Here is a 16,160-nt window from a genome sequence, read left to right as displayed (position 1 = left end):
TCCTCCGGGATCGCGGGGCGGCGCATCGATATTTATGTTCCAATCTACCTATAAAATAGAACAGTCAATCCGAAATATGATGCGAATCTATCATTTGATGATAGATTCGCATGGCCGGCAGGCCACACCGTCAGATATTCTCCGGCAGGAAGATGTCGAACGGCAGGAAGGTCTGACCGGGGGCGTTGGCCGCCCCCTCCTCGATCGCATGCGCCATCAGCCCGACAAGTTCGCGGCACAACGACGCCAGCGGCGTCGCAATCACCATCGTTGCAAGGTTGTCGGCCAATGCCACGCGTGTGTCCAAGGTGATCTCGTTGCAGATCAGCACCGGCAACGGATCGGGCTTAGCCTGGCGTAGCGCCGAGATCGCCCCTTCGATGCCACCGCCGGCAACGTAACAACCGACGAGATTGTCATGCTTGCGGAGCAGGTCGTCGACGACCTCGTGGGTGGCTTCCCAGGACTCGTTGTTGACGATGGTTTCGAGCAGCGTGAAGTCGGGCGCATGTTCGCGGAAGAAAGCGCGAAAGCCGATCTCGCGCAATTCGTGGCCATGGAAGCGATGGCTGCCGACGAACAACGCCACCTTGCCCGGCCCCCGCGCGCATTTGGAGATCATCCACGCGGCGGTGCGTCCGACCTTGAGGTTGTCGATGCCAACGTACCCCTCGCGAATGCCCGTCGCGAAGTCCGACAGCAGCGCGAAGACGGGAATGCCGCGCTGCTTGAGTTCAGCAACCGCCGCCGTCACGCTGGGATGGTCGGGGCTTACCAGCGCCACTGCATCGCAGCTTGCCGCCAGCCGCCGCAGCCGTTCCAGAATCTCCTCCGGCGAGAGCGTCTCGGCAAATTCGATGACACCAGCACCGCGAAACCCCGTCGCCTGGGTTATCGCCTTCTCCAGTTCACCGGCGAAGGCACGGTAAAACACGTCTTTCGGCCGCAGCAGCACGAAGCCGAGCCGATACACCGGCAGTTCCTTGCGCATGCGCTGCGCGATCAGCCCGGCCGCATGATAGCCGATGGATGTCGCCGCCTCGTAGACGCGGCGCTGCGTTTCCTCGCGCACCGGCAGGCGCCCGTTCAGCACACGGTCGATGGTTGCAACGCTGACGCCCGAGGCGTGGGCGAGATCGGCGATTGTCGGGCGCTTGCTCATGTCCAATCCCTGGGTTTTGTCGCAGCTTAGCGCATCATGATAGAAAATGATAGAAACCATCATGCAATGATTGAAAATATTGCATCATGAGTTAGCATTCTTCCAGTGAACGATGTCCAGCGCCCATCGCGGACCTGTTTCCGACTTCCAGGGAGAGAGCCATGACCGTGACGCCTTTGGCGCGCGACTACAGCCTTGTGGGAGAAAGCGCGCATCGCGCCGTCGAAAGCGGCCTTGCGGCTGCCGAGTGGTACCACACCGACATTCCGCGCAAGCAGATGAAGGAGCTGATGCAGCGCTCCGACGGTCCGGCCATCCGCGACACCGCAATCTGGCTCGGCCTGCTCATCGCCTTCGGTACTGCCGGCGCGGCGCTGTGGGGCAGCTGGTGGTGCGTGCCCTTCTTCCTCTGCTACGGCGTGCTCTACGGCTCGGCAACCGACTCGCGCTGGCACGAATGCGGCCACGGCACCGCCTTCAAGACGCAGTGGATGAACGACGCGGTCTATCAGATCGCCTGCTTCATGATCATGCGCAATCCGGTGACCTGGCGCTGGAGCCACACCCGCCACCACACCGACACCGTCATCGTCGGCCGCGATCCAGAGATAGCGGTCATGCGCCCGCCAGACCTTCTGCGCGTCGCGCTCAATTTCTTCGGCCTGCTCGATGCCTGGCACGCCATGGTTGACATGGTCCGCAACGCGGCCGGCATCATCGGCGCGGAGGAAAAGACCTTCATCCCCGAGAGCGAGCAGCCCCGCGCCATCCGCATCGCCCGAATCTGGCTCGCCATCTATGTGGCCACCATCATGCTGGCACTTTATCTCGGCTCATGGCTGCCTTTGATGCTTGTCGGCCTGCCTCGCCTCTACGGCGCCTGGCATCACGTGCTCACCGGCCTTTTGCAGCATGGCGGCCTCGCCGACAACGTCATCGACCACCGCCTCAACAGCCGCACGGTGCTGATGAACCCCGTCAGCCGCTTCATCTACTGGAACATGAACTACCACGTCGAACATCATATGTTCCCGATGGTGCCCTATCACGCGCTGCCGAAGCTGCATGAGCTGATCAAGCACGACCTGCCTGCGCCTAGCCCCTCCATGTGGGACGGCTACCGCGAGATGCTGCCGGCCTTCGTCCGCCAGCTCCGCAACGAGGACTACTTCGTCAAGCGCGAGCTGCCGCCGACGGCACGGCCCTACCGCGAGGACTTCCATAGCGAGACGGCGCTGGCTGCCGAATAGCCGTTCGAAACCCAGGGAGAGAGACATGAGCGACTGGATCGAGGCCTGCGCGGCCGACGACATCGACGAGGAAGACGTGATCCGCTTCGACCATGCCGGGCGCACCTTCGCGCTTTACCGTAGCCCGGAGGACGAGTTCTTCGCCACTGACGGCTTGTGCACCCACGAGCAGATCCATCTGTCGCAGGGCCTGGTCATGGGCGACATCATCGAATGCCCCAGGCACAATGGCCGCTTCAACTACAAGACCGGTGCGGCGCGCGGCGCGCCCGTCTGCGTCAACCTCAGGACCTATCCGGTGAAAATCGACGCCGGCAAGGTCTTCATCCAGCTGGGCTGACTGACATGGCGGCGGGAATGATCATCATCGGCGCCGGCGAAGGCGGCACGCGGGCCGCCTTCGCCCTGCGGGAAGCCGGCTATGACGGCACCATCACGCTTGTCGGCGCGGAGAGGCATCTGCCTTACGAGCGTCCACCGCTGTCCAAGGAGGCGATGACATCGACCGATGCACCCGCCATCAAGGCGATCGCCGACGCCGCACGCCTCAAGGAACATCGCATTGACCTGGTCGGCACCACCACCGCGACATCGATCGACCGCGCCAACCGCTCGGTCCGTCTCACCAACGGCTCCGACCTAGAATACGACAAGCTGTTGATCGCCACCGGAGCCACACCGCGCCGGCTGCCGCTTGCCGGTCTCGGCTCGCGCTGCGTCTATCTCCGGACCTTCGATGATGCGTTCGCCATCCGTTCGCATCTCGGTCCCGGCTGCCGGATAGCCATCGTCGGCGGCGGCTTCATCGGCCTCGAACTCGCGGCATCCGCCCGCAAGCTCGGTGCGGACGTCACCGTCATCGAGGCTCAGTCACGCATCCTGATGCGCGGCGTGCCGGAAGACATCGCAACCGTCGTCCACGAGACGCACGCAACCGAAGGCGTCGACATCGTCTGCGGCGACGGCATTGCGACCATCAACGACAGGGCTGACGGGGTACGCATCACGCTTGCCAGCGGCCTGCAGGTCACGGCCGATCTCGCCATCATCGGCATCGGCGCCGTGCCGGTCACGACACTTGCCGAAACCGCGGGCCTCACCCTCAACAACGGTATCGCCGTCGACGCGCAGCTACGCACCAGCGACCCTCTGATCTTCGCCGCCGGCGACTGCTGTTCGTTCCCGCTTGCCGTCTATGGCGGCCGCCGCGTCCGGCTGGAGGCCTGGCGCAGCGCCCAGGAGCACGGCGCGCTCGCTGCGCGCAACATGCTCGGATCAGAGGAGGCCCATGCCTGCGTTCCCTGGTTCTGGTCCGACCAGTACGGGCTCAGCCTGCAGATCGCCGGCTTGCCCGACGAAGGCGAGCGCACCGTCCGCCGCGACCTCGACGACGGCGCCTTCATCCTGTTCCATCTCAAAGAGGACGGCCGACTCGTCGCCGCCAGCGGCATCGGCCCGGGCAATGCGGTTGCGCGCGACATTCGCCTCGCCGAAATGCTGATCGCAAGATCCGCCCGCCCCGACATCGGCGCGCTGGCCGCGCCCTCGGTCAAGCTCAAGAGTCTGCTTGCCGCGTGACACGGAGCACGCACCCGTCAGGACGCGCAAGGCAGCTGGCAAAAGCCGCTTGAGAATCGTGCCGGTTTGCAGGAACCTGCGCTGGGCGCGAGGGCCGCGCGGAGCAAACGACAATGCCGATCAGCGAATTCGGTCAGATGGCCGACGGCACGGTGGTGCAAGCGATCGACATCGCCGCCGAAGGCATCGAGGCAAGGATCCTCACCTTCGGCGCGACACTTGCCGACCTCGTCGTCGCAACGCCTGACGGCCCGCGCTCGGTCATCCTCGGCTTCGACGATCTTGACGGTTATCTCAACCATGGCGGCTATTTCGGCGCTATTGCCGGACGTTGCGCCAACCGCATCGCCGGCGGCAGCTTCGAGCTCGACGGACAGACGTTCGAGCTCGATCTCAACGAGGCGGAGCGCACGCATCTCCATGGCGGCAGCGACGGTTTCTTCCGCCGCAACTGGCTCGTCGTCGACGCCAACGACAGTTCGGTGCTGCTGGCGCTGATCTCGCAGGCAGGGGATCAGGGCTACCCCGGCAAGGTTATCGCCACCTGCCGCTATTCACTCGACGCCGGACGCCTCACCATTGCGCTCGGCGCCCGTGCCGATGCCCCCACATTGGTCAACCTCGCCGCCCACGCCTATTTCAATCTCGATGGTGGCGGCTCGATCCTCGACCATCGTCTGAAGATCGCCGCCGAGGCCTACACACCTGTCGACGCGAACAACATCCCCACCGGCGAGGTGCCTGCCGTCGACGGCACGCCGTTCGATTTCCGTGAGCTTCGCCCGGTCCGCAACGGAATGGACGAGGCACACAGCCCTTATGACCACAACTGGGTACTTGCCATGCAGCCGGCGCCCGAGCCGTGGCATGCGGCGAGGCTCGAAGGCCCGCTGTCCGGCATCCGGCTCGATCTCTGGACCACCGAGCCAGGACTGCAGCTCTATGACGGCGCCTTCCTGCCGGTTGTCCCGCCCTTGCGCGGCGGCATCGCGCCCGTCCGCCACGGCGCGCTGTGCCTCGAGCCGCAACGCTTCCCCGACGCCATCCACCACCCGCACTTCCCGAGTGCCGTGCTGAGGCCTGACGAGATCTATTCGCAGGTCACCGAATATCGCTTTTCGATGGTCGAGTGACCGTTACACCCAACCGCCATCGACGACAAAATTCTGTGCCGTGCACATCATGGAATCGTCGGCCGAAAGAAACAGCGCCATGCGCGCGATGTCGTCGGGCAGCACCCGCCCTGCCAGGCACTGATTTGCATCGATCTCGGCATTGGCTGCATCGTCAACCCAGAGCTCAAGCTGGCGCTTGGTCATCACCCAGCCCGGTACCAGCGTATTGACCCGGATGCCATGCTTGCCGAGATCGCGGGCGAAGGAGCGCGTCATGCCGTGCACGGCAGCCTTGGAAGCGGCATAGGCAGGATAGCCGCCCGAGGCCTTCATCCAGCCGATAGAGCCGAGATTGACGATCGCACCGCCGCCGGCGGCGATCATGCCGGGTGCCACCGCCTGGATGGCGAAGAACGAGTGGCGCAGATTGACCGCGACACGCGCATCGAAATACTCCGGCGTCACCGCGCGCCAGTCGTGGCGGGTGTCGCTCGCGGCGTTGTTGACCAGCGCCATGGTCGGACCCTGCAAGGCCTCGATCGCGGCTATCGCCTCGCGGTAGGCCGCGATATCGGTGATGTCGCAGGCATGGAAGGCGACGGAAGCGCCCATGCCCGCCAGCTCCTCGGCAAGCGCCATGCCCTCGGCTTCGGCAAGGTCGACAAATCCGACTTTCGCTCCCTGAGCGGCAAAGGCCCGCACCATCGCCTCGCCAATCCCTGTCGCTCCGCCGGAGACGAGCACCGGCCGCCCGGCCAGGCTCGGATATCTAGCCATCATGGCGTCGCTCATCGCCATCACCTTACAATGTCCTGACCGCGATGGGGGCCGCTGCCCGCGCCTGTTTCAACGGATTGCGCAGCGGCAGTCCGAATTCCGCCGCCTCGATCTCGAACACGTCACCGGGCTCCGTCTTCACCCCGTCAGCGAATGACAGCGTCGCCGTTCCGAACATGTGCACGTGCACGTCGCCCGGTTGGCGGAAGACACCATATTTGAAGTGATGATGTTCGAGATTGGCGATGGTGTGGGACATGTTGGCCTCGCCGGACAGGAACGGCTTTTCCCAGATCGGCTTGCCGGCGCGAATGATACGCGAGGCACCCTTGATGTCGTCAGGCAGTTCGCCGACGAGGATTTCCGGGCCAAACGAGGCATTCCGCAGTTTTGAATGGGCGAGATAGAGATAGTTGATACGCTCGGTGACGTGGTCGGAGAACTCGTTGGCGAGCGTGAAGCCGATGCGATAGGGCGTGCCGTCGTCGCCGACGAGATAGACGCCTGCAATCTCCGGCTCCTCTCCGGCATCGAGCGCGAAGTGCGGCGACACCAGCGGCTTGCCGGGATCGACGACCATGTTGCCGTTGCCCTTGTAGAACCATTCCGGTTGCACACCGACCTGGCCTCGCGCCGGCCTGCCGCCCTCCAGCCCCATGCGGAACATCTTCATGGAATCGGTCAGCATCTCCTCGCCACTGGCGTCCAGCTTCTTGTGCATGCTGTCCCGCGTCGCCGCCGAGCCCAGATGGGTGAGCCCGGTGCCGGTCAGATGCAGATGCGCCGGATCGGGATGCCTGACCGGCGACAGCACCTGGCCGGCGCGGCCGGCGGCCTCGATGTCGACGGCCTCGCCAAGGCCGCGGTCGGCGACGATGGCCGCAAGCGTGGTTCCGGCGCGCACCGCCTCCAGGGCCAGCGCGTAGATCGACTTGGCGTCGTTGACCAGCCGCGCGGTCCCGCCTTCCCGCACCGCCACACGGCTCTTGCCGTCGGCCAGGATTATCTGGGACATCAACATTCCTGCACTCCTTCCGTCTCGCCCCGGCCGGCCTCGTTTCCGGCGCCCGGCAAGACTTTCCCGTCGCGCCACGCACATGCGCAGCACGCCTTGCCTGTTATCTTCGAGATTGCGGGCCCGCTCCCCCGGGCGCCGCGGCCGGTCGCTCCCTGCGGCCTAGGCCTTCTTCTTGTTGTAGAGGTCGAAGGCGACAGCACCGAGCAGAACCAGGCCCTTGATCACCTGCTGCCAGTCGATGTTGATGCCCATGATCGACATGCCGTTGTTCATCACGCCCATGATGAAGGCGCCGATGACCGCGCCCGCCACCTGACCGACACCGCCCAACGCCGAAGCACCACCGATGAACACCGCAGCAATCACGTCGAGCTCCATGCCGGCACCTGCCTTAGGCGTCGCCATGTTCAGACGGGCGGCAAAGATCAGTCCGGCAAGTGCTGCCAACGCCCCCATGATGGCGAAGATGTAGAATGTCAGCCGCTCGGTGTGGATGCCCGAGAGAGCAGCCGCCTTGACGTTGCCACCCATCGCATAGATGCGCCGGCCAAAGGTCATACGCTTGGTCACGAAAACGAATGCGGCGATGAGCACGCCCATCACGACAAGCACGTTGGGCAGGCCGCGATAGGACGCCAGCATATAGAGCAGGAACAGCACGATACCGGCCATGACGGCATTCTTCAGCACGAAGAAGCCGAAGGGCTCGGCATCATAACCGTGGCTCTCGCGGTTGCGCCGGCTTTTCAGCGCCGCAAAGAGCATTCCGGCGACGATCAGCAAGGCAATGACGATGGTGGTAGCGTGCAGCTTGACCCCGCCGATCGTCCACGGTCCGATCGGGTCGGGGATGAAGCCCGCCGACAGCATCTGGAATTCCGGCTGGAAAGGCCCGACCGAGCGTCCGCCGAGCAACCACAGTGCCAGCCCCTTGAACACCAGCATGCCGGCAAGTGTGACGATGAAGGACGGGATTTTCATATAGGCGATGAAGTAGCCCTGGACGCCACCGATGACGGCGCCGACGCATATGCATATCAGTCCGGCAAGAAACGGGTTGAAGCCGAAATCGACCATCAGCACCGCCGCGACCGCGCCGATGAAGCCGGCGACCGAGCCGACCGAGAGGTCGATATGCCCGGCGACGATGACCAGCAGCATGCCGAGCGCCATGACGATGATGTAGGAATTCTGCAGGATCAGGTTGGTCAGGTTGACCGGTTTGAACAGCACACCGCTGGTGGTGAACTGGAAGAAGATCATGATAGCGATCAGGGCAAGCACCAGCCCGTATTCGCGCAGGTTCGCCTTGATGGCATCTTGCGCCGTCGCCTTGGCGGAATTGACCGTCGGGGCAGCTGTTTCCGTGCTCATGCGGCTTTCTCCTCGCCGCGGACGATCGCCCGCATGATCTTTTCCTGGCTGGCTTCGCTGGCCTTCATCTCAGCGACGATGCGTCCCTCGTTGAGCACATAGATGCGATCGCAGATGCCGAGAAGTTCCGGCATTTCCGACGATATCACCAAGATGCCCTTACCCTCGTCGGCGAGCTTGTTGATGATCGTGTAGATTTCATACTTGGCGCCGACATCGATGCCGCGCGTCGGCTCGTCGAGGATCAGCACGTCGGGGTTGGCAAACAGCCACTTCGACAGCACCACTTTCTGCTGGTTGCCGCCGGAAAGGTTGCCGGTGATCTGGTAGACGCTGGACGAGCGGATGTTGGTCTTCTTGCGATACTCGTTGGCGGCCCTCAGTTCGGCATTGTCGTCGATCACGCCCAGCTTCGACGAGACGCTTGGCAGGTTGGCGACCGTCACATTGTGCTTGATGTGGTCGATCAGGTTGAGGCCGTAGACCTTGCGGTCCTCGGTGGCATAGGCGAGGCCTGCCTTGACCGCCTTGCCGACCGTCGAGGTGTCGGCTTTCTTGCCGTGCAGCAGCACGTCGCCGGTGATGTTGGTGCCGTAGGACCTGCCGAACACGCTCATCGCGAACTCGGTGCGCCCGGCCCCCATCAGGCCCGCAATACCGACGACCTCGCCCTTACGCACCGACAGGTTGACGCTCTTGATGATCTGCCGCTCCGGATGCAGCGGGTGGTGCACCGACCAGTTTTTCACTTCGAAGATGGTCTCGCCGATGTTCGGCTCGCGGTGTGGATAGCGGTTCTCAAGGCTGCGCCCGACCATCGAGGTGACGATGCGGTCCTCGGTGATATCGGCCTTGTCCATCGTCTCGATCGACTGGCCGTCGCGGATGATGGTGATCTGGTCGGCGATGCGCTTGATCTCGTTCAGCTTGTGCGAAATCATGATCGAGGTCATGCCTTGCGCCTTGAACTCGACGAGCAGGTCGAGCAGCGACTGGCTGTCCTTCTCCGACAGCGAGGCCGTCGGCTCGTCGAGGATCAGAAGCCGGACGTCCTTGGCCAGCGCCTTGGCGATTTCCACCAGTTGCTGCTTGCCGGTACCGATGTTGGTGATCAGCGTGTCGGGATCCTCGCGCAGGCCGACCTTCTTCAACAGCTCGGCGGCACGCCGGCGCACCTTGTCCCAGTTGATGATGCCGTTTGTTGCCTGCTCGTTGCCCAGGAACATGTTCTCGGCGATCGACAGCATCGGCACGAGCGCAAGCTCCTGATGGATGATGACGATGCCGCGTTTTTCGGAGTCATGGATGCCGTTGAAATGGCATTCCTGGCCTTCATAGCGGATGTCGCCGGAATAGCTGCCGAAGGGATAGACGCCGGAGAGGACCTTCATCAGCGTCGACTTGCCGGCGCCGTTCTCGCCGCAAATGGCGTGGATATCGCCGCGCCTCACCTTGAGATTGACGTTCTCGAGCGCCTTGACGCCCGGGAAGGTCTTGGTGATGTCGCGCATTTCCAGAATGATGTCGTCACTCATGGTCCCTCGCTCGAAGTGGCGCCCCGCCTGTCCAGGAAAATGCACCCGGAAACGGAGGTAGCGTACTCTCTTTGGAACGGAGCTCCACCCCCTCCTTGCGCGGGTCTCGACACGCGCCCGCGCCCGGCATTGGCTGCCTTCGGCGTTGATGCGGGGAGCCCGCCAAGCGGGTGTCCGGTCCCTTGAACCGCTCCCCGCAATTGCAGGGGAGCGGCAAGGCGGAAGGCTTACTTTATCTCCTCGGCCTTGATGTAGCCGGAGTCTACCAGGACCTTCTGGATGTCGTCCTTGACCACCGACACGGGCACCAGCAGGTAGGACGGAACCACCTTGACGCCGTTGTTGTAGGTCTTCTCGTCGTTGATCTCGGGCTTGCCGCCGGACAACGCCGCATCGACTAGGTTCGCGGTTACCTTGGCCAGTTCGCGGGTGTCCTTGAACACCGTCGAGTACTGCTCGCCGGCGATCATCGCCTTGACCGAAGGCACCTCGGCATCCTGACCGGAGATAACAGGCCATGGCTGTTCGGCCGTGCCGTAGCCGACGCCGCGCAGCGACGAGATGATACCGCGCGACAGGCCGTCATAGGGCGCGAGCACCGCATCGACACGGCTGCCGTCGGAGTAGTTGGCCGACAGGATGTTGTCCATGCGGGCCTGCGCCACCGCCGCATCCCAGCGCAGCGTACCGACCTTTTCCATGCCCATCTGGCCCGACTTGACGACCAGCGTGCCCTTGTCGATCAGCGGCTGCAGCACCGACATGGCGCCGTCGTAGAAGAAGAAGGCGTTGTTGTCGTCGGGCGAACCGCCGAACAGCTCGATGTTGAACGGACCTGGCTTGTCAGGATAGCCGAGGCCCTTGAGCAACGAGTCTGCCTGGAGCACGCCGACCTTGAAGTTGTCGAAGGTGGTGTAATAGTCGACATTGCCGCTGTCGCGGATCAGGCGGTCATAGGCGATGACCTTGACGCCCTTGTCGGCCGCCTGCTGCAGCACCGCCGACAGCGTGGTTCCGTCGATCGAAGCGATGATCAGGGCCTTGGCGTCCTTGGTCACCATGTTCTCGATCTGGGCGAGCTGGTTCGGGATATCGTCTTCGGCATACTGCATGTCGATGGTGTAGCCCTTGGCTTCGAGGGCCGCCTTGAGCGCGTCGCCGTCATTGATCCAGCGCAGCGACGACTTGGTCGGCATGGCGATGCCGATCGTCCCCTTGTCCTGGGCATGGGCCTGATAGGACATGGCGGCGAGGCCAACCGCGAGGGCGGCTACGAACGTCTTGATGATCTTCACCTTCTCTCTCCCTTGTGAAGTGCCGGCGCGCGGACGCAAGCGCTCGCGCGTGGCCCCGCCATGAACGGCGCGGCAAAGCCAGGTATGATGCGTATTCCTCCAAAAGGCCGCGAGCCCTGCGTTTCCTCCGCTCGATGCTCCAGCGCCCGGCTGGCTGACATCGAACTCGCGACGGTCTCAACGTCGGGGAATGTGGCATAACAGTCAAATGCAAAATCGGCTGCACGGCATATCATTTCTGGTATGCTTCAAAGCCAGTTCAAGGCTGCGCAGGAGGGAAGGACGCGATGGTCGACATCCGGGACGACGCCAGGGTAAGCGGCACCAGCCTGCGCATCAACGACAACGAAACCTTGCTGCGCAGCGGCCTCAAGCTGCGCCATATGCGCATGGTGGTGGCGCTGGAGGATCACGGCCAGATCAGCGCCGCCGCCCAGGTCATGAACATCTCCCAGCCCGCTGCCTCGCGCATGATCTCCGAGATCGAGGACATCCTCGGCGTCGAGGTCTGCGAGCGGCTGCCACGAGGCGTCCGGCTGACGCCCTATGGCGCAGCCCTTGCCCGCCGTGGCCGCGCCATCCTGCTCGAGATGCAGCAGGTCGACCGTGAGATCTCCGACCTCAAGTCCGGCAAGGGCGGCTCGGTCGCCATGGGCGCGGTGACCGCACCCGCGATCGAGCTGGCGGTACCTGCCATCCGCAAGATCCGCGAGCGCTATCCGCGCATCGAGATCAGCGTGCAGATCGAGACAAGTGCCGTCCTGGCACGCGAACTCCTCGCCTCGCGCCACGATTTCATCGTCGCCCGCGTCCCCGACGATCTCGATCCGCGTTTGTTCGAAAGCCGCATCATAGGCATTGAGAAGGCCTGCCTCATCGTTCGCCGCGGCCATCCCCTGGCCGGCTCCGGCACTGTTCCGCTGGAACGCCTTGCCGAATTCGACTGGGTTTTCCAGCCCGGCGGTTCGCTGCTACGTCAGACGGTACAGGGCATCTTCATGAGCCGAAACGTCCGCATGCCCGACCGCATCCTCAACACCAGCTCATTGCTCTTGACGCTGGTGATGGTGGCGCAGTCGGACGCCATCGCGCCGATCGCGACTGACGTCGCCAATTTCGTCAACGCCAAGAGCGGTCTCGACGGCACGATCGAGATCCTGCCGATCGCCTTCGACATCAACGTCCAGCCCTACAGCCTGATCACCGTGCGCGGCCGCATGCTGTCACCGACAGCCCAGTTGCTGCACGACCACATCCTGCGTGAGATCGCATAGGCGACCTCACGGGACCGGAGTGCCTTGCCCCCAGGAAGTGAGGAGAGTTAGCCCGGCGAAACCGTGTCGGATGGACACTCGAGAGTTCGGCCCTCACACCCTGGCGCACATCGCCTCGAAGAACGCGACATTGTCGAGGTCAAGCGGATCGTCGACCGGCAGCGCCTGCGACGACATCTTGGAGATCACCACCTCGGCCTTGGGGTCGATGTAGAGCCACTGGCCGTGGATGCCGATGCCGCAATAGGCTTGGGCAGCATTGGCGCTCTGGTACCACTTGTTGCGATAGCGCCCGTGGGCGAACAGGTTGGTCATCGTACCGCGCTGCCAGGCCACTGCATCGCCGCCATGGATGGTGTCTTCGACCCAAGCCTGCGGCACGATCCGGCCGCCTTCGGCAACACCGCCCTGCCGCATCATCTCGCCGACACGCGCGAGGTCGCGCACCGCCACCGATACGCCGCCCGCCGCGCGCGCCGAGCCTTCCGAATCGACGCTGACGAAGGCATCGCGCACCGCGCCCAGCGGCTGCCACAGCTTGTCCGCCATCAGCTCGGCATAACGCTGGCCAGAGGCGCGCTCGACGATGATGCCGAGCAGGTCTGAATTGGGCGAGCGGTAGCGGAAGGTCTGGCCGTGCGGCTCGTCCAGCGGCTGCAGTGAGACGAGGAACTCGCGCAAAGTTTCCGATCCGCCGCCCGGGTTCCACATCGTGGCGCGGCGATAACGGGCAAAGGCGCTTTCGGGGTCGAGATAAGCCTCCTCGAAATCGAGGCTGACGGTCATGTCGAGCACGTGACGCACAGTGGCTTTGGCGTAGACCGAGCCGGTCGCTTCGGGCACGTAGTCGGTCACCGGCGCATTCGGGTCGAGCTTGCCCTCGCCTTCGAGGCTGCCGGCAAGGACCGCCGTCAGCGACTTCGAGATCGAAAAGATGATGTGCCGTGCCTCGGGCCGCATCTCGGGCGCGAACCAATCGCCGACGAAGCGCCCCTTCTTCATCACCGCAAGCGCATCCGTCGACGAGCGCTCGAGGAAACCGGCCACGCTCTCGTTTCGGCCGTTGATATCAACGATTTCCGTCAGAAGCCCGGCGAGATCGACGGGCGCGCTCTCGACCTTGCCCTCCAGGGCCGGGATTCGCGTGCTGCGCACCATCTCGCCGACATTCTGGAAAGCCCAGCGGTTGAACGGCTTCTCGCGCCAGTTGCCGAGCGTCACGGCCTGGCGCGCAAAACCGAATGCCTGCTCGAAGGCGTTTGATGACGTCATGATATGTCCTTGCTGCTATGTTCCGGTCAGGCGAGTGCGGCTGCGATGGTGTGCACAGCCTTCAGGGTCGCCACCGAATAGGGAACCGAAGTGAAGTCGGGCCAGGTCGACAGCTTCACCGTGACCATGCCGGCGTCGAAATTGATATGGATCAGTTGCCCGAACACGCCGCGGCACATCAGCGTCCGCGAGCGCGGGTCTTCGATCCAGAACTGGTTGCGATAGCTGGCCTCGGGCATCGAGGTGCTGAAGTTGGGGCCATGCATTCCCCGCCGGGTCTCGGCGATCCAGCCGGCAGGCACGATGTCGGCGCCGTCCTCCAGGATCGTCTGGCCGAAGCGGGCATAGTCGCGCAGCGTCGCGTTGAAGCCGCCGTCGGCAATGGCGTAACCGGCGCTGTCGACGGTGAAACAGGCGCTCTCCTCGGCGCCGATCTTCTGCCACAGCTCTTCGGACACCAGTTGCGGCAGCCGCCTGCCGGTCGCCCGCTCCATGATGAAGGCGAGCACATCAGTCTCGATCGAGCGGTACTCGAAGGCAGCGCCATGCGGCCTGGTCGTTTCGGTCAGGCGCTGGATCAACTCGAACATATGCCGTGGCCAGTGGAAGCTGGGGTCGGCATCCGCGGGGACCGGCTTCCAGCCGCCGGCGACGTCGACCTGGCCGATGTCGGAATAGGGGTCGGTATAAGCCTCGCTGAAACGGACACCCGTGGTCATGTCGAGCACCTGCTGAACGGTCGCCCCCTTCCAGCCGGTCGTTGCCAGCTCCGGCAGATAGTCGGTCACCAGCTTCTTCGGGTCGACGATACCTCGCCCCGCAAGAATGCCGCATACCGTGCCCGTCACCGATTTCGCCACCGATTGCGACAGATGCAGCGTGCGTGGCGTCATGCCGTTGAAGTAGCGCTCATAGGCGATCTTGCCGTCCTTGAGCACGAGGAAGCCATCGGTGTAGGTCTCGTCGAGCAGCCCCGAAAGCGTCGTCGGTTTGCCCCCGCTGTCCACGACCGCCAGGCCGTCGAGATCTGTCTCGGCGCGCGGCAATTCACGAACCGGACCTTCGCCGCGCCATACCTCCGCCGTCGTCACGATCTCGCGCACGTGCTGAAACGCCCAGCGGTTCCACGGCGGCATGTCCCATTGCGCCTTCGGTACCTTCATCGCCGGTGGCGAGCCCTGCATGATGGGTGGCGGCGCATCGCTGTTTCTGTAGGAGCTCATGTCTCTCAACCTTGTCTCTTCGCCACCCATGGTGGAGACGATGTCGGACCTTCGACAAACTCAAAACCAGATGCGGGACGGCACAAACGCTTCAAGGCCTGGTGCTGCCCCTCATCCGCCCTTCGGGGCACCTCCTCCGGCAAACGGGGAGCAGGAACAGCCCCTACTTCTGCAGGTCGGTCCAGATCTTGGTGTAGATCGCATCGACCTCCGGCGGGCACATCAAGGCCATCGTGCCATGCGCCTTGCTCGCTTCCGGAATAACGATTTCAGGCGCGTCCTTCATCTCGGCGGGCATGAACTTTTCCGAGCCTGCAATGCCGTTGGCATAGCGGTGATAGGCGGAAAGCCCCGCCGCGATTTCGGGATCCATGATGAAGTTCTGGAACAGCTTGGCGTTCTCGACGTTCTTGGCGTCCTTCAACACCACCACGTTGTCGCTCCAGTAGGTGAAGCCTTCCTTCGGATAGCCGAAATTCACCTCAGGACGCGCCAGCCGGATGCGCAGCGCGGCCCCGTTCCAGGTTGTCGAGGCCTGGAAGTCGCCGGCCTTCATCTTGTCGATCGCGCCATACTCCATAGCGACCCAGTTCGGTTTCGCCGCCACCAGCAGGTCGCGCGCCTTCTTCAGCACCTCCTTGTCGTCGGTGCATTGCTGGCCGCCGACATAGCGGATCGCCGCCGTCACCACGTCCTTCATCTCGGGGACGACATTGACCTTGCCCTTCAGCTCGTCGGGTGTCTCGAAGATGATCTTCCAGCTGTTGATGTCGCCCTTGTAGGTGCTGGTGTTGACAACCGTGCCGACCGTGCCCCAAGCCCAGGGCACCGAGTATTTGCGGCCGGGGTCGAATTCGGGGTTGGCCCAGTCGGGCGACACGTTCTTGAAGTTCTCCATGCCGCCCGGATTGGTCTCGAGCAGCAGACCTTCCTTGATCCAGATCGGCAGATGCGTCTGGGAGGGAACCGCGATGTCGAAACCGCTGCCGCCCTGGCGCACCTTGGCGAGTGCGGTGTCGTTCGAGTCGTAGTCGGTGATCGTCACCTTGACCTTGTACTTTTCCTCGAACTTCTTGATCACCTCGGGGTTGGTGTAGTTGCCCCAGTTGTAGATGTTGAGCTGGCCTTCGGCGCGGGCAAAGCCGGTCGCCGCAAACAGCGCGATCGCCGCGACGGCAGTGGACATCATTGGTTTCACAGCAGGTCTCCTCTTCATTTCAGACTGTGAGCACCCTGCCAGTGGCAGGCTACATCAACATCACGGCCGGACCGGGTCCGGCCGTGATT

Annotated in this window: 14 protein-coding genes; 5 read left to right on the top strand and 9 right to left on the bottom strand. The window is 63.5% G+C overall.

Features of this window, described 5'->3' with window-relative positions; translation table 11 throughout:
- Window positions 1–130 precede the first annotated feature (130 nt).
- Entirely contained in the window at window positions 131–1,162 is a 1,032-nt protein-coding gene (locus H5P29_RS11505) for a LacI family DNA-binding transcriptional regulator (protein ID WP_067958669.1), read from the bottom strand.
- A gap of 161 nt (window positions 1,163–1,323) precedes the next feature.
- Between H5P29_RS11505 and H5P29_RS11500 the strand changes: the two genes are divergently transcribed.
- The 4 genes from H5P29_RS11500 to H5P29_RS11485 all read left to right on the top strand — a co-directional run bounded on the left by H5P29_RS11500 (window position 1,324) and on the right by H5P29_RS11485 (window position 5,123).
- Entirely contained in the window at window positions 1,324–2,412 is a 1,089-nt protein-coding gene (locus H5P29_RS11500) for a fatty acid desaturase family protein (protein ID WP_067958667.1), read from the top strand.
- A gap of 25 nt (window positions 2,413–2,437) precedes the next feature.
- Window positions 2,438–2,752: a MocE family 2Fe-2S type ferredoxin gene (locus H5P29_RS11495; protein WP_154386437.1), complete on the top strand. Its 315-nt coding sequence runs from the start codon at window positions 2,438–2,440 to the stop codon at window positions 2,750–2,752.
- A gap of 17 nt (window positions 2,753–2,769) precedes the next feature.
- Window positions 2,770–3,990: an NAD(P)/FAD-dependent oxidoreductase gene (locus H5P29_RS11490; RefSeq protein WP_185910334.1), complete on the top strand. Its 1,221-nt coding sequence runs from the start codon at window positions 2,770–2,772 to the stop codon at window positions 3,988–3,990.
- A 113-nt stretch (window positions 3,991–4,103) separates the two neighbouring features.
- On the top strand, window positions 4,104–5,123 hold the full coding sequence (locus tag H5P29_RS11485) for an aldose epimerase family protein (RefSeq protein ID WP_067958657.1): 1,020 nt from the start codon (window positions 4,104–4,106) through the stop codon (window positions 5,121–5,123).
- Between the two features lie 3 nt (window positions 5,124–5,126).
- Here H5P29_RS11485 and H5P29_RS11480 read toward each other — a convergent pair whose 3' ends face one another.
- From H5P29_RS11480 to chvE, 5 genes are all read right to left on the bottom strand, one after another.
- Entirely contained in the window at window positions 5,127–5,897 is a 771-nt protein-coding gene (locus tag H5P29_RS11480; RefSeq protein WP_185910333.1) for an SDR family NAD(P)-dependent oxidoreductase, read from the bottom strand.
- 10 nt (window positions 5,898–5,907) lie between these two features.
- The gene (gene araD1 / locus H5P29_RS11475; RefSeq protein WP_154386439.1) at window positions 5,908–6,903 is read right to left on the bottom strand and encodes an AraD1 family protein; all 996 of its coding nucleotides are present in this window, start codon (window positions 6,901–6,903) and stop codon (window positions 5,908–5,910) included.
- Window positions 6,904–7,059: 156 nt separating this feature from the next.
- Complete coding sequence (gene mmsB, locus H5P29_RS11470) at window positions 7,060–8,274, bottom strand: multiple monosaccharide ABC transporter permease (protein ID WP_067958652.1); 1,215 nt, start codon at window positions 8,272–8,274, stop codon at window positions 7,060–7,062.
- The gene (gene mmsA, locus H5P29_RS11465) at window positions 8,271–9,809 is read right to left on the bottom strand and encodes a multiple monosaccharide ABC transporter ATP-binding protein (protein WP_154386440.1); all 1,539 of its coding nucleotides are present in this window, start codon (window positions 9,807–9,809) and stop codon (window positions 8,271–8,273) included. Before mmsA ends, mmsB begins: the two co-directional genes overlap by 4 nt.
- Before the next feature lie 227 nt (window positions 9,810–10,036).
- A complete protein-coding gene (chvE, locus tag H5P29_RS11460; protein ID WP_154386477.1) occupies window positions 10,037–11,053 on the bottom strand; it encodes a multiple monosaccharide ABC transporter substrate-binding protein in 1,017 nt (338 codons plus the stop codon).
- Window positions 11,054–11,391: 338 nt separating this feature from the next.
- On the opposite strand from chvE, the gene H5P29_RS11455 reads away from it, so the two are divergent.
- Window positions 11,392–12,378 carry a LysR family transcriptional regulator gene (locus tag H5P29_RS11455; protein WP_067958645.1) on the top strand — a complete coding sequence of 329 codons (987 nt, stop codon included), beginning with the start codon at window positions 11,392–11,394 and terminating at the stop codon, window positions 12,376–12,378.
- A gap of 93 nt (window positions 12,379–12,471) precedes the next feature.
- Here the strand turns inward: H5P29_RS11455 and H5P29_RS11450 are convergent, their stop codons facing one another.
- From H5P29_RS11450 to H5P29_RS11440, 3 genes are all read right to left on the bottom strand, one after another.
- Window positions 12,472–13,650, bottom strand: coding sequence for a serine hydrolase (locus H5P29_RS11450; protein ID WP_154386441.1), 1,179 nt, complete (start codon window positions 13,648–13,650; stop codon window positions 12,472–12,474).
- A 26-nt stretch (window positions 13,651–13,676) separates the two neighbouring features.
- Window positions 13,677–14,873: a serine hydrolase gene (locus tag H5P29_RS11445; protein WP_154386442.1), complete on the bottom strand. Its 1,197-nt coding sequence runs from the start codon at window positions 14,871–14,873 to the stop codon at window positions 13,677–13,679.
- 163 nt (window positions 14,874–15,036) lie between these two features.
- Window positions 15,037–16,062: an extracellular solute-binding protein gene (locus H5P29_RS11440; protein ID WP_246670843.1), complete on the bottom strand. Its 1,026-nt coding sequence runs from the start codon at window positions 16,060–16,062 to the stop codon at window positions 15,037–15,039.
- Window positions 16,063–16,160: the final 98 nt, after the last annotated feature.

Origin of the sequence: Aminobacter sp. MDW-2, from assembly GCF_014250155.1 — a bacterium.
Lineage (GTDB): Bacteria > Pseudomonadota > Alphaproteobacteria > Rhizobiales > Rhizobiaceae > Aminobacter > Aminobacter ciceronei.
This window is presented reverse-complemented; position numbering and strand designations above follow the sequence as displayed.

Bases quoted from the DNA above. Each gene is read 5' to 3' on its own strand.
- mmsA (WP_154386440.1), bottom strand. From the start codon at position 9,809: ATGAGTGACGACATCATTCTGGAAATGCGCGACATCACCAAGACCTTC.
- H5P29_RS11505 (WP_067958669.1), bottom strand. From the start codon at position 1,162: ATGAGCAAGCGCCCGACAATCGCCGATCTCGCCCACGCCTCGGGCGTC.
- mmsB (WP_067958652.1), bottom strand. From the start codon at position 8,274: ATGAGCACGGAAACAGCTGCCCCGACGGTCAATTCCGCCAAGGCGACG.
- H5P29_RS11495 (WP_154386437.1), top strand. From the start codon at position 2,438: ATGAGCGACTGGATCGAGGCCTGCGCGGCCGACGACATCGACGAGGAA.
- H5P29_RS11490 (WP_185910334.1), top strand. From the start codon at position 2,770: ATGATCATCATCGGCGCCGGCGAAGGCGGCACGCGGGCCGCCTTCGCC.
- H5P29_RS11440 (WP_246670843.1), bottom strand. From the start codon at position 16,062: ATGATGTCCACTGCCGTCGCGGCGATCGCGCTGTTTGCGGCGACCGGC.
- H5P29_RS11480 (WP_185910333.1), bottom strand. From the start codon at position 5,897: ATGAGCGACGCCATGATGGCTAGATATCCGAGCCTGGCCGGGCGGCCG.
- H5P29_RS11450 (WP_154386441.1), bottom strand. From the start codon at position 13,650: ATGACGTCATCAAACGCCTTCGAGCAGGCATTCGGTTTTGCGCGCCAG.
- H5P29_RS11485 (WP_067958657.1), top strand. From the start codon at position 4,104: ATGCCGATCAGCGAATTCGGTCAGATGGCCGACGGCACGGTGGTGCAA.
- H5P29_RS11445 (WP_154386442.1), bottom strand. From the start codon at position 14,873: ATGAGCTCCTACAGAAACAGCGATGCGCCGCCACCCATCATGCAGGGC.
- chvE (WP_154386477.1), bottom strand. From the start codon at position 11,053: ATGTCCTATCAGGCCCATGCCCAGGACAAGGGGACGATCGGCATCGCC.
- H5P29_RS11455 (WP_067958645.1), top strand. From the start codon at position 11,392: ATGGTCGACATCCGGGACGACGCCAGGGTAAGCGGCACCAGCCTGCGC.
- araD1 (WP_154386439.1), bottom strand. From the start codon at position 6,903: ATGTTGATGTCCCAGATAATCCTGGCCGACGGCAAGAGCCGTGTGGCG.
- H5P29_RS11500 (WP_067958667.1), top strand. From the start codon at position 1,324: ATGACCGTGACGCCTTTGGCGCGCGACTACAGCCTTGTGGGAGAAAGC.